At 30.6% G+C, this 12,915-nt stretch carries 21 protein-coding genes; all 21 read left to right on the forward strand.

Annotated elements, in window-relative coordinates:
• The first annotated feature begins 19 nt into the window (after window positions 1-19).
• On the forward strand, window positions 20-850 hold the full coding sequence (locus ACXAG7_RS13465) for a hypothetical protein (RefSeq protein ID WP_476667113.1): 831 nt from the start codon (window positions 20-22) through the stop codon (window positions 848-850).
• A 324-nt stretch (window positions 851-1,174) separates the two neighbouring features.
• Window positions 1,175-1,402, forward strand: a complete 228-nt coding sequence (locus ACXAG7_RS13470) for a hypothetical protein (protein ID WP_476667114.1) — start codon at window positions 1,175-1,177, stop codon at window positions 1,400-1,402.
• A gap of 474 nt (window positions 1,403-1,876) precedes the next feature.
• A complete protein-coding gene (locus tag ACXAG7_RS13475; RefSeq protein ID WP_476667115.1) occupies window positions 1,877-2,497 on the forward strand; it encodes a hypothetical protein in 621 nt (206 codons plus the stop codon).
• Window positions 2,498-2,643: 146 nt separating this feature from the next.
• Window positions 2,644-3,150, forward strand: a complete 507-nt coding sequence (locus tag ACXAG7_RS13480; protein WP_476667116.1) for a hypothetical protein — start codon at window positions 2,644-2,646, stop codon at window positions 3,148-3,150.
• Window positions 3,151-3,303: 153 nt separating this feature from the next.
• Window positions 3,304-3,678: a hypothetical protein gene (locus ACXAG7_RS13485; protein ID WP_476667117.1), complete on the forward strand. Its 375-nt coding sequence runs from the start codon at window positions 3,304-3,306 to the stop codon at window positions 3,676-3,678.
• A gap of 339 nt (window positions 3,679-4,017) precedes the next feature.
• A complete protein-coding gene (locus ACXAG7_RS13490; RefSeq protein WP_476667118.1) occupies window positions 4,018-4,311 on the forward strand; it encodes a hypothetical protein in 294 nt (97 codons plus the stop codon).
• A 118-nt stretch (window positions 4,312-4,429) separates the two neighbouring features.
• Entirely contained in the window at window positions 4,430-5,035 is a 606-nt protein-coding gene (locus ACXAG7_RS13495) for a macro domain-containing protein (protein ID WP_476667119.1), read from the forward strand.
• Between the two features lie 184 nt (window positions 5,036-5,219).
• On the forward strand, window positions 5,220-5,438 hold the full coding sequence (locus tag ACXAG7_RS13500; RefSeq protein WP_476667120.1) for a hypothetical protein: 219 nt from the start codon (window positions 5,220-5,222) through the stop codon (window positions 5,436-5,438).
• Window positions 5,431-5,835: a hypothetical protein gene (locus ACXAG7_RS13505; RefSeq protein ID WP_476667121.1), complete on the forward strand. Its 405-nt coding sequence runs from the start codon at window positions 5,431-5,433 to the stop codon at window positions 5,833-5,835. Before ACXAG7_RS13500 ends, ACXAG7_RS13505 begins: the two co-directional genes overlap by 8 nt.
• A 77-nt stretch (window positions 5,836-5,912) precedes the next feature.
• On the forward strand, window positions 5,913-6,167 hold the full coding sequence (locus tag ACXAG7_RS13510) for a hypothetical protein (RefSeq protein WP_476667122.1): 255 nt from the start codon (window positions 5,913-5,915) through the stop codon (window positions 6,165-6,167).
• Window positions 6,168-6,334: 167 nt separating this feature from the next.
• On the forward strand, window positions 6,335-6,709 hold the full coding sequence (locus tag ACXAG7_RS13515; protein ID WP_476667123.1) for a hypothetical protein: 375 nt from the start codon (window positions 6,335-6,337) through the stop codon (window positions 6,707-6,709).
• 1 nt (window position 6,710) lies between these two features.
• Window positions 6,711-7,106 (forward strand): contact-dependent growth inhibition system immunity protein, encoded by a 396-nt coding sequence (locus ACXAG7_RS13520; RefSeq protein ID WP_476667124.1) that lies wholly within the window; start codon window positions 6,711-6,713, stop codon window positions 7,104-7,106.
• A gap of 84 nt (window positions 7,107-7,190) precedes the next feature.
• A complete protein-coding gene (locus ACXAG7_RS13525; protein ID WP_476667125.1) occupies window positions 7,191-7,709 on the forward strand; it encodes a hypothetical protein in 519 nt (172 codons plus the stop codon).
• Window positions 7,710-7,829: 120 nt separating this feature from the next.
• Window positions 7,830-8,102: a macro domain-containing protein gene (locus tag ACXAG7_RS13530; protein WP_476667126.1), complete on the forward strand. Its 273-nt coding sequence runs from the start codon at window positions 7,830-7,832 to the stop codon at window positions 8,100-8,102.
• A gap of 69 nt (window positions 8,103-8,171) precedes the next feature.
• Window positions 8,172-8,435 carry a hypothetical protein gene (locus ACXAG7_RS13535; RefSeq protein ID WP_476667127.1) on the forward strand — a complete coding sequence of 88 codons (264 nt, stop codon included), beginning with the start codon at window positions 8,172-8,174 and terminating at the stop codon, window positions 8,433-8,435.
• A gap of 442 nt (window positions 8,436-8,877) precedes the next feature.
• Entirely contained in the window at window positions 8,878-9,435 is a 558-nt protein-coding gene (locus ACXAG7_RS13540; protein WP_476667128.1) for a hypothetical protein, read from the forward strand.
• Window positions 9,436-9,532: 97 nt separating this feature from the next.
• On the forward strand, window positions 9,533-10,267 hold the full coding sequence (locus ACXAG7_RS13545) for a hypothetical protein (RefSeq protein ID WP_476667129.1): 735 nt from the start codon (window positions 9,533-9,535) through the stop codon (window positions 10,265-10,267).
• A 109-nt stretch (window positions 10,268-10,376) separates the two neighbouring features.
• Window positions 10,377-10,814 (forward strand): DUF4279 domain-containing protein, encoded by a 438-nt coding sequence (locus ACXAG7_RS13550; RefSeq protein ID WP_476667130.1) that lies wholly within the window; start codon window positions 10,377-10,379, stop codon window positions 10,812-10,814.
• Between the two features lie 39 nt (window positions 10,815-10,853).
• Window positions 10,854-11,507 carry a HEAT repeat domain-containing protein gene (locus ACXAG7_RS13555; protein ID WP_476667131.1) on the forward strand — a complete coding sequence of 218 codons (654 nt, stop codon included), beginning with the start codon at window positions 10,854-10,856 and terminating at the stop codon, window positions 11,505-11,507.
• Window positions 11,508-11,671: 164 nt separating this feature from the next.
• On the forward strand, window positions 11,672-12,247 hold the full coding sequence (locus ACXAG7_RS13560; protein WP_476667132.1) for a hypothetical protein: 576 nt from the start codon (window positions 11,672-11,674) through the stop codon (window positions 12,245-12,247).
• Window positions 12,248-12,472: 225 nt separating this feature from the next.
• Complete coding sequence (locus ACXAG7_RS13565) at window positions 12,473-12,880, forward strand: hypothetical protein (protein ID WP_476667133.1); 408 nt, start codon at window positions 12,473-12,475, stop codon at window positions 12,878-12,880.
• The last annotated feature ends 35 nt before the right edge of the window (window positions 12,881-12,915 follow it).

Raw genomic sequence — 12,915 nt, forward strand, 5'->3', positions numbered from 1 at the left:
AATCATAGTAAAACATAAAATGAATAGAACTTTAAGCATAGTATTGGTTTCAATCATTATTTTGAATTCTTCTTGTTTGAGCAAAAACAAGACTAAAACACTGAAAAACAACAAGCACGAAAATAAAGCAGGCACTGTTGCTGAAAAGAATACTTCATTCAATGACTTTGATAGAACTGAACAGATACTTTTTGAGAGAAAGTCTGACAATGAGATTTGGATTTACAATTGTTTGTATTCTGGATTTACTAGCGAAACGACTTTAATAAAAGTTAATAAAGATTTAGAGATAACATCAGCTTACTACGATTACTGGACGGATGTCATTGATACGAATCCAAGTGTATTTAACGTAGTGAAATCAAAAATTGAATTTAACGAAAATCCATTTACTACGAATAGACAAATCAAGATCAATTATGAATTAACAATAAATGAAATTTCTTTTCAGACACAGAAAATAGTCAATTCTAAAACAATAGCTTCAAAATTTATGAGTAAAGAAATGACTAAAAGTGAAGAGAAAAATTTTAAACGGAAATATGGATTTATAAATGCATTTGATGCATACAACATTAAATATCTTGACCAAAAGCCTAAACTACTGTCAAGTATAGAAACTTTAAAAAGAGAGTTAAATACTAACTTTAGCATAAATAGAGCTCGAATTTTATTTACAATAGACATCAAAGGAAAAATTCTAAAAGAATCAATCAAATTAAGTCTTGGAAAAAATTTGACACGAGAAGAAAAAGATAAAATAGAACAGCTAATAATCGAAAGATTAGATTACAAGCCAGGTTACATTAATGAAAAACCTGTAAACACAGAACTATATTTAAAGATTTAAAAAGCATGTAAATTCATTGCTAGTACACTTGAGAAATTCTTTCAAAATTGCGCCGTTCGCGATTAACTGAATAAACTACTCGCATGAAACAGACAACAACCATATACAAGCTGGTTGTTACCCCCTTTAACTTTATAGATACTAATAGTTTGCAGAAACTGAAAAATTCTTTTGATGAGTTTAATAGTTAACTTTTATATGTATTGAATAACAGCTACTAAATACGTCGATTTTAATCTAAATCGGGTGTATAATGGCGTATTGTTTGTGTATATAAACAAGTTGGCGTACATTTAAGAAAACTCGATAAAATATTTGAATAAGATGAAAATTGGAGATATTATTGAATATGATAATGAATTTGGAATTATAATCGAAATTCCAAAAATAGACGACAACGGAAAATATTTATCTGGAGATTTGCCTGTGAGATGGGATACCGAAAAAGAAAACGATATTGAGAGTTGTCTTGGAAATTTAGAAGGGTTTCTAAATATTGTGGATAAGCACGAATTCAAGTTTATAAAACAAAATAAGCAATTGAAAAAGTAAGAATATTATGAGTCGCTCAAAAAAGAAAACCAAAATACACGGAATTACAACAGCGAAATCTGAAAAGGAAAATAAGTGAGACGCAAATCGAAAATTACGCAGGATTGTAAAACAAAAAGTTAACTCTGGAAAAACTGAATTACCTGAATTACGTGAAGTTTCCAATGTTTGGAGCTTTGATAAAGATGGGAAAAGATATAATCCTGAAATGACTGAAAAAGAATTACGAAAATAAAAACAACACGCCAACAATGGCTATAATTCATTGTGGTTTTGTGCCACACCCAAAAAAAAGTATAAATCAAACAGCTGGATTTCGGCGGAATAATACTGCGGATGATTCCACAACGAAATCATAGCCTAAAACGTTGTACATAATTAAAACCAACTATTCCCTTGTTGAAAAGAATTATTTACTCAATTAAACTTTGAGACATCAAATTGTACATCTAATTTTGTAGAAACAACCGAATTATGAATAAAGTATTTCTTGTCTTATTTCTCTCTTTTTCAACTTTTACAGTTGCTCAAAATATAACTGAAATAAATTCTGATTTGAAGCTATCTGATTCGCTGGCGTACAAAACGGAAATCCGAATTTATCAAGGCGGGGGAACAACAAATTACTCTTCACTTTTTAGAATGTTTAAGGACGAATCAGAGAAATGGACAGCTGAATTTTACGAGCATTACACAAAGGTTGACGCACAAGTAGAATTACGGACTGAAAAACGAACTCTAAAATCAGAAAATGATATGGAATTTATTTTTCAAAACTTAATTCGAAGTCATATCTTCAACTTGCCTAGTTTGAGTGAAATAAAATGGAAATTAGTAATTCGTGGAAACGTTGAAAAAGTAAAAAGGAAATATGGAGGAAAAGAAATTGAGGAATATGAATTGATTAACAGACAAACTGCAATTTTAGACGGAGAAGGATTTAAAGTTCAGGTTAAAGGTTGGGATAGAACGAATGCATTTGAATTTTCTAATCCAGACGAATATTTAAAACATTATCCCGAAATTGATGAACTGATTTATATGTGCGAAATTCTGAGTTTAATAAGAACGGAATTTGACATTTGGAAAAAATAACTATGCACAATAAGGTGTATTATTAATTGCTGGTAAAGGCTTACTTACAAACATTCTCGCGGATTTTCTATACAGTTTTCATTTACTAATTCACGCACTAATCACCGCAATAAACCGTATAAAAATTCGTAGTATCTAATAAAAAAATGAGCTTCAACCCTGAACTATTTGCCAAAAGTATTCAATCAAAATACATTGATAACGACACGCAATTTGGCGAGGTTTTTTGTCACGTTTTTGATAAAGACAAAAACAAAACCGACTATGAAAATTTTGCATTTGAAACTAAGAATTTTGATTTTTTTGACTCAAACAAGATAAATCAAGAAGCTCTCATTGCATTAAGAACTGACTATGCCAATTTAGCGATAATTTCATCGATCATTAAAGAAACGAAATACAATATGCATTTTATAGATTGGGAACAAGGGGAACAATATGCAACTGAATTCTTATCTCAGTTTAAAAAAGTTGAAAAAATATATACTAACGCAGGTTTTGATTATGATTACCATTCTAATCATAAGATTAATGAGAATGAGTTAACAATGAATGGCTGGTCTGGATTTAGTAACTATTACTGGTATGATTATGGCTTTATCGTAATTTCTGAAAATAAAATTGGTATCTTATGGTTTGGAGATGAGAGTTAAAAACCGCAAACAACGCGGTGTATCAGTAATTGCTTGCTCTCGCCTGCTTCTAAAAATAATTTAACGGATTTTTAGTATGGTGTGTACTAGCAATATCTGTAACTTTAAAACGCAACAACTCATAACCTCACCGTTATTTAATGTCAAAACAAAATGGAACTAGTTACCTGGAATAAGAAAAAAGAACTTAGGGAAAAGTGGTGGAATGACAGAAGGGAAAAATATAATATTGGGCTTATTCTAAGTGGAATAATTGCTTTCATTATTTATGCACTTGTAGTTGAATTTATTGTTCCTTCAAGTGAAGGTATTGAAATAACAATATTTACGATTATTTTTCAAGGAATTGGATATTTATTTATGATTGGAATTGCCAATATTTTTTACAATTTAGGAGCTATTTTTGAAAATGTAATTGAACCAAAAAATATGGAACAGTTTCGGAAATTGACTTTTAATATTGGATTTTGGTTCTCTTGCGGACTTCCGTTTCTAATTCCGTTAATTTTATTGATTACCTATATTTAAAAAGCTGAACTATAAACTGAATGAATTGAATGTATTCAAATAATAAAACAATAGCTATACTTCATTGTGGTATTGTGCCTCACTAAAATAAAAGTTTAAATCAACGGCTGATTTCGTTGTACAACATATGAAAAAGACACTCATAACATTCTTAATTTTATCCTTTTCATTTACTATAACTGCGCAAGAAAATAAACTCTTGGCTGAATTTAGAAATATTGATGCAGATCATCAGGTTTCCCACATAATCCATAACCCTATTTCGAATTTAAAAGACAATGATTTAATAGTACGTTAAAGAAGAAACTTAATTCTGAATTAAACACCATCTTTTCATGCATGAATTTGTATGCTAACAGTAAAGAATTAAACCTTAATAAAAAAGAAACATCAGAATTGGAAAAACGCATCAGCCTCATAGCATCTAAATTCTATGAATCAAAAAAATATACTTTGGTAAAAATATCTGGTGGAATTGATCCAATTTATGGAGTTGGAATAGATACCATTTTTAATAAAAAAGTTACTATTGCCTATTTGGGAGGAGATTGTAGAACGACAGAAGTTGATATTAGATGGAATGAAATTACATCTATTTTTAATGAGAAAATGAAATCCTTATTAAGTAAATAAAACATTATACAACAAAATGTATCGCTACTTGTAGATATATGCATTGGACAAACCTCATTAAGCCAAAAGTTCCTTTCTTTTAATTAACTTTATAATAAAAATCGCAAAAAACAAAATAATGTCTATATCCCCAAAACTGTTTGAAATAACCTTAATAGATGTTCAAAATGAATTATGTAAAGAATGGAAGAGCTCCTTTGATGAGTTTTCTGAAGTCAGTATAGTGAATGGAAAATTTGAGCTAGAAAGAGAATTTGACTGTCTAGTCAGCCCAGCAAATTCATTTGATCTAATGGATGGAGGAATTGACTTAGCAATCCGAAACTACTTCGGTATGAAGGTTCAATACAATGTTCAAAAAAGAATTCAAAAAGAGTTTTATGGAGAGCAACCTGTTGGAACTTCAATTATTGTATTTACGGAAAATGAGCATCATCCATTTTTAGCTCATACTCCAACTATGCGTGTTCCAACGGATATTTCAAAAACAGATAATGTTTATAATGCTTTTTTTGCTATGCTAACTGCTATCGCTAATCATAACAAGGCTGGAAAGGCTAGAATAGAAAAGGTTCTTTGTCCTGGGATGGGAACAGCAACGGGTAGAATGCCCCCAAAAGAGGCGGCTAGACAGATGTCTCTTGCTTACAGAAACTTTAAGTATCCAACGACTAATATGAATTGGAAAAACTTAAATAACAGACATCAACAAATAATAGGATAAAACTCCCTGTAATACCATCAAAAAATGTATTAAAACACAGCTTCGCTAAAACACTGACAAAAAATCAAATAAACGACATTCATAAATTTTAAAAGGAGGAGCATTAAACATACGTTCATTACTTTGGGACAACGAACCCAAACGAATTAAATGGAGAAAAATTCACCTTGAATCTTCCGAAAATATGATTCCAATCAAAGCGTGTGTTCGCTACGGAAATGAATCAATCTCTCACAAAAATACGCATACAATGATCTTATCAAATCATCCGAAAACAGAATTTGGAAGTGCTTACATTCTGAGATTTAAGGAAGTTCTCAAAAATGCTAAAAACATAGAAAATCAAGCATTTGCCATGGCATCAGCCGAGGGCCTTTGGAAAAAAAAGCCCCTCTTTGAATAAAAACTGGGGAACTGTTGGACTTTTAATAAACCCAAATCTTGCGGAGACCAAAAATCTTGAAATAATAAAAAAACGTTGGACTAAGATATATTCAGCGTACAATTTAAATCTATATGATTACTCTATTGAAGAGGAGCCTGAAATAATTGATGAAAACGGGTTTTTAAAAAGGAATTGGTTTGATGAGATGGATGCCTTTGATTTTCTGACAGCAACATTGACTGTCCCTAATCCAAAATCGTTGCTCAACGCTCAAATTATAGCTGAAAGAATTAATGAAACAGGATATGATGAGTATTTTTTAAACAATTACAAAAACGGAATTCGAACATTCCAAGACGAAGAAATAATCAACAAGCTGAATATAAAGCCGGTTGCCGACAATATCAAAAAATAATTGCTACATTAGTGCCTAACAAAATTGCAACTATTCTTATACAAAACCCTTGTAGAACATTTGAAAAAACTCACGAATTGAAAAGAAAAACAGGTATCCTACTATTAGTAATAATCGGAATTTTAACTGTCTTGAAATTCTGGATAGGAATTTATACTCACGATGAATTTGGTGGAAAAAGTATCTTTGTCAAACATAGACCAATTTGGAAAACCTTTTTTTATTCACCAAGAGGGATGAGCGATTTAAAGTTATCTGAAATGACAAATGAAAAGCAAAATGAACAAATGCTGTTCGATGAATTTGTTTTACAAAATCAAAAAATCGAATAATATGTTAATAATAGCATTAATAGATTATTTTGAGTCAGATGGAACTAAAGCGGAGTTTTGTGAAAGGAATAATTTTGACGCAGAATCGGAAGCTAAATATAAAAACTTTCGATCTTGAGAATGAATAAGACTTTTTTAAGTTGAGAAAACGGAAGGGAATCTAAAATATGAATACTCAAATTGCGAATATTAAAATCTTATTGAATTCAATTGCTTTTTTTGTTTTTTTTGAAGAAAGTAAGATTGGAAAAAACGAAAAATTGACGAAGAAAAAGCTTACTACAACATCTAAAATGAATTGCAAAAACAAACTCGAAGTTGCAAAAATCATTAACGAATCGGAATTCATTACTCACAGTTTTCATCTGACACCAAACTATAACGAATCTGATAATCGAATACTTGGAGGAAAATTAACTAAAAGAATAAGGTTCTGGCAAGTTGACCTTAGAAATATTACAACTGTGAATATTCATAAGGATTTTTCATTTAATAGTAATCAACCTATTACAGATTTAGAATTAACACAAAGAACAGCTTAAAATGAGTTCAAAATCAATTGAGCAACTAGAAAACGACTATTGGAAAAAACCTTCAGAATTCCCAACCGCCTTGGTTAAAAAATGTTTTGAATACAGAAAAATTAAAGTTTCAGAATTGACAATAGCACAAATCCGTCTTCTGATTTCACAAAAAATTGGACTTGCATATTTGATTCCTATAGCATTGGATAAACTTGAACAGAATGTACTTATCGAAGGAGAATTATATGAAGGCGATGTATTAGAATCCGTTTCAAAAATACCAATAAAATTTTGGAACAAAAATTCAACCGAATTTCTAAGATTTATAAGCCTTTTAGAGTCTAACAAAGAAAAAATTTTATCGGAACTCGGAGAAAAAAAATTTGACCAAATTTCAGAAAGACTAAAAATGTGACTCAGAGCAGGCTTGAAAGCTTATCCTTTCCTACTGCCCTACTTGCCATACAGTTAAACTTAGACAACATTAAACAAAACACATATGTCAATGACACAAGTAGCTTTTTTGAAGAAAGCTGATTTACCAAACAAAATTGAAATAGAAAAAACCATTCGTGAACTCGGATATGAATTCGAAATTCTTGATGATTTTGAAAACTTTTATGACGTTGACGGACTTGAATGCAAAATAAATAAACAGAAAACCTTTTTTGATATCTATTTTGAAGAACCGAAAGAAATAACATCTGATTTTGATTTTATCAAAAAGGATTTGACTGACCAAGATACTGTAGTTTCTTTTAATTGGGGTGCGGACTTTGCGGCCGGAGCGTCTTTCGGGCTTATTTCTGTTGTGTTAATTGAAAAATGTAATGCGCTAATTTATTACTTGGATGACGAGGTAGCTTACTCTAAAGAAATGTTATTAGCAGACACCCCTGATTTTATAAAAGAACTGGAAAAACAAAAAAAGTACGCGAAACAGAATCAGAATACAGAAACAACAGTTCTCACTGAGAACAAAGGATTTTGGATAAGAGTTAAAAATCTATTTAAATGAAAAACGTTACCTAACAAAATGTATCGCTACTTGTAGATATATGCATTGGACAAACCTCATTAAGCCAAAAGTTCCTTTCTTTTAATTAACTTTATAACAAAAATCGCAAAAAACAAAATAATGTCTATATCCCCAAAACTGTTTGAAATAACCTTAATAGATGTTCAAAATGAATTATGTAAAGAATGGAAGAGCTCCTTTGATGAGTTTTCTGAAGTCAGTATAGTGAATGGAAAATTTGAGCTAGAAAGAGAATTTGACTGTCTAGTCAGCCCAGCAAATTCATTTGGTCTAATGGATGGAGGAATTGACTTAGCAATCCGAAACTACTTCGGTATGAAGGTTCAATACAATGTTCAAAAAAGAATTCAAAAAGAGTTTTATGGAGAGTAACCTGTTGGAACTTCAATTATTGTTTTTACGGAAAATGAGCATCATCTATTTTTAGCTCATACTCCAACTATGCGTGTTCCAACGGATATTTCAAAAACAGATAATGTTTATAATGCTTTTTTTGCTATGCTAACTGCTATCGCTAATCATAACAAGGCTGGAAAGGCTAGAATAGAAAAGGTTCTTTGTCCTGGGATGGGAACAGCAACGGGTAGAATGCCCCCAAAAGAGGCGGCTAGACAGATGTCTCTTGCTTACAGAAACTTTAAGTATCCAACGACTAACATGAATTGGAAAAACTTAAATAACAGACATCTACAAATAATAGGATAAACTCCCTGTAACACCATCGAAAAATGTATTAAAACACAGCTTCGCTAAAACACTGACAAAAAACCAAATAAACGACATTCATAAATTTTAAAATAATACGCATCAAACCTACTGACAACGATTGGGCACAGAAGATAAAAATGATCGTAGCGCTAGACGGCAAAAACCACAACGAATGCAGCTAAATCAATGCTAGATTACAATGCCAACAAACCATTGCTAGTATACTGTATGTATTTTAACCTCAAATAAACAAATTGTATGCGATTGATAAGGATTAATAATAGATAAAAAGGATGTAATGGAATTCCAATCGGGTTTAGCTAAAATGGAATTGAACTCATGGACAGAATGAAAAACTGAATTCGAAAAAATTGCAACAAAAATCCTCAGATTTGAAGTTATTAAATTATAGTAAGTTGAACTTAAACATGAAATTGAAATGCCAAAAATTGAATCGAGATATAAAGTAGCAAAATATAAAAATGGACTACCTCATTATGGTGAAGTGGTATTAAATTTTGAATGGACACAAACAAATAGACTTGAATTAATTGAAAATTACCAAGGAAGTGGATGGATTTGTCAAGGATATGAAGAAATTGTTCCTGATAAAGGCTATGATCAATGGAAAAAAGGAATTGAGAATGGAATTAGTTACGCTTACAATAAACTAAAAAATAATTGTGGACTGAAAGTAACAGTTATTCAAGCAACTGGCTTGATTACAGACACGAACCCGACCATTTTAGCTTTTGCCGCGTCGAGAGCTATTTTGGACAAACTAGAAAATACCGAGAGTATTGACGATTTAAGAGAATTAGAAGAGCTGATGTTTACTAGTTGGAATTATGATTTAGACGCCATTCCTAATTTTGAAGACAAATTAATAATCGGAAAAAAACGACCTACAACTAAGTATAAAAGCAATGGCGAAAATGAGACCAAAGTAAAAGATAATGATACTAATGGACTTTGGTCAACACTAAAAAAAATGTGAAATTAAAAAAGCTGGTAAAAAAGAATAAAATAATACGTGAGTGCAATACCAAGTATCCACTATTTTTATACGAAACCGTTACCGATAATTAGAATAAATGTTAAGAAAAAACGATTTTAAAGAAATTTTACAAGAAAAATTGAATATAGCATTGTTCGACAATAGTGATTTTAATGAACGAAAAGCTTTATCTTCAGTTGAGAATTTTTATACGGAATTTGGATTTAACATACCTCCAAAACACTTTATTTATGAAAATGCTAATGAAGTTATTCAAAAGTTCAACCATTGGTCTTCTAAAGAGTTTACAGCTGTTAACTCTTGGGATTGGCAATTCCCTATGACAAGTCCAGGATTTTGGATGCTTTACATGATAGAAAGTAGATTTCACTTAGCACATAAAAGATCTTTAGGACCAAACAAATCAAACCTTCAAATACTCTTTGAAGGAACAAATGATGTATCTAAAGAACTTTTAAAAGAAATGTGGACTGAGTATAAAAAACTATTGGAACTACAGCCTTTATTTAATCTTTTGGATTCCGAAATCGATGAACTTTATGATGCTTGCCATATTGAAGATTATTTTGATTCTTTATTAGAGGAAACTAGTCAAGAGTCTTCATCAGAAGTTTTTTTTATTGGAACAGACTTTAAACTAGTATACGAAATCGCAGTATTTGAGTATTTAGTAAAATTTCATGACATTAAACGAAACTCTAATTATATTAATTGTCTCAACAGCATACTAAAACACTGTGGTCTAGTCATTTCTTTTAAAGAATGTTATATTATTTGCAAGAAAAGAAACTATCACCAACAACGTGTATAATGAATCACTTTGGTCGTTGTTAATTTGGGAAATTTCTTTGGGATTTTCTCTGACTCCTGAATGATTACTAAATTAGTTGCAAAACACTTAACTGACCATACACAAACAGATGCACGAGAAATTAACTTATAGCGGACATGAATGCAAGAACTACTTGTATTTCTCTTTTGATGCCGACTATTTTGACACCAAAAAAATAACGGATGAAATGAATATGGAGCCAACTTCTGTGATGATAAAAAATGAACCTATTCCAAAATCAACTGCTTGGAAGTATCAACTTGACGCAGGAAACGAAATTGATTTGGAAAAATATCTTCAAGAATTGATTGATATGTTAGAACCTAAAACGGAAATCATAAATAGGCTGAAAAATCAATTTGATTTAACAACAAGAATTCAGTTTGTAATCGACATTGATGTCAATCCAGAATCTTCAACTCCATATTTCGGACTGAACAATAAAGTGATTGACTTTTTGGCCAAAACTGGAACTGAAGTTGACTTTGACCTGTACAAAACGAACACAATCGGAACTTTACAATAAGTAAATGCATAGAAATTTTGACTGTCATAAAACAACTAAATGAATCTACCAAAAGAAAAAAAAGAATTAAAAAAGGAATACTTCTCGTGGTTGAATAAAAACCAAGAAAACCATAAACCTATTATTTCTAATGCGATAGACGCAATTTACAATATCTATTACAATCAATTTGACTCTACCGATCTAAAGAATTTAAAAAAAGGATTAGAGCTTAATCATACAATTTGTTGGGCATTGGGTGAACATGTTAATAGGTTTGCTGAAAGTAATGAAAAACTTATGAACCTTATTAAAGAATTATCTAAACATTCTTCTTCAAAAGTAAGATTAAATATCATAACAAATTGTCTTTATGATAAACCCAAAAAATTGATAGATAATTTATTGTTAGAAGCATTGAATGATAAGAGTAAAAAAGTAAGATTAAAAGCTTGTGATGTATTACTCAGATTAAACAAAGAGAAACTAGCCTACAAATTACTTGAACGAACAAAAATAGAAACAGATAAAGAGACTAAAAAAACATTAATTTGGACATATGAGCTACTAAGTAAAAAATGGAGTTATGATTCTGATTGGATTTTTGTAAACGTTAACATGGAAAATGGTAAAATTCATGGGTTTATCCCTGAAAACAAGAATGATATTGAATGGATTGAGAAAAAAGTAAAAGAAATACGAAATGAAAATTAATAACGCTGTGTAACAATGTATAACCGCAATTACGGCAGAATCGACTAGGTCCGAATCCACACAGAATTACCAACGTTAGTCAACAAAAGAAAATAACAACTAATTTAACCCGCAACTGACCTTATACTTTACCGTTAGTAGCAATACCAAAAAAAACAATTAAAATGAAAAAGCGACTTCTTTTATCAATACTTACATTTGGCTTATTAGCATGTAAAAATGATACACCTCAAATGATAGACTTAACAAATCTAAAATCAGTTGACGGATTTGTTGATGTACCTCTCTCCATTATTAATAGCAAAGAATCTGATGGATATATTGAATATAACACAAGTGCAACTGTAAATAATGATACTATTGGAGTGATTGTGAAATTAAAGAAAGGGATTCCTCCAGGTTTTGTTAATGGAGAACCTAAAAACATATTTCTTAAAGAAGGTATTATATTTATTTCTAAGGGAAAGGAAAGTGATAATTTGCTACGTTTTTTATCAGAAAAATATGATCTTAAAAATGATAACCTTTCTCTCAAGGATTCTCAAATATTTACTTGTGCCAATCTAAATCAAGAAAAACCTAATTATAAAAGTGGAGAAAGTAGCTTTAAAATTTTCTTAGAAGGAGAAGAAGATTATGCTGAGTTATTTGTTAATTTCAATTTTACAAAAGAAATAATTTATCTGAATGAAAAAGATGAAGAATATCGTGAACCTCTAATAAAACTATTGAAAAAGTAAAGCTACCAACATTGGCTATAATTAATACGGTGTTTTAGTATTTAATTCAGAAGTTAATGTATTTTTATGAGGTCGTTAAATCATTTTGATTTGACTTATGAACAAGAAAAAATTAACAGTAAACAAAATGCTTCGCCTCAGTGCTTTATCGGAAAGCTTCTGCTTCCCTATGCTACACGAATCATAACCGAAGCCGTTGCCTTAATACACAACTCATAACTATTAATGAATATTATTTTAAAAATATGGATTTGGATTACATTCGTTAGAAATAAGGAAACCTTACCAACGGAGTCTAGAATTGACAACCCAAAAATGGAATACGAAACAATGTCAGGAGCCTTTATTTGGGAAGATGAAGGATTATGGGATTGTCGGAATCATCATTTACAGGACGCCTTTAAGTACGTTCTTAACCATAGGATGAATTTAATTGTCGGACCTAATAATAATGTCGGAGTTATGCGTTCTAAAAAATTTGATGAATCGATTTTTAAAATGGCGAAAAAGTTCTTTCCAAACTGGATTGGATTTAATAATTCAAGATGTTCATATAATTCTGAGATTGCTGACAGGATACTTAGAATTAAAAAGGTTGAGAAATGGAGATTTGACAAATTGCTTAACGAATGAAAATAAAAGTACTAAAGCTAAACCATGTATAACCG

The sequence above is a fragment of the Tenacibaculum sp. AWR4_210 genome, from assembly GCF_056160945.1.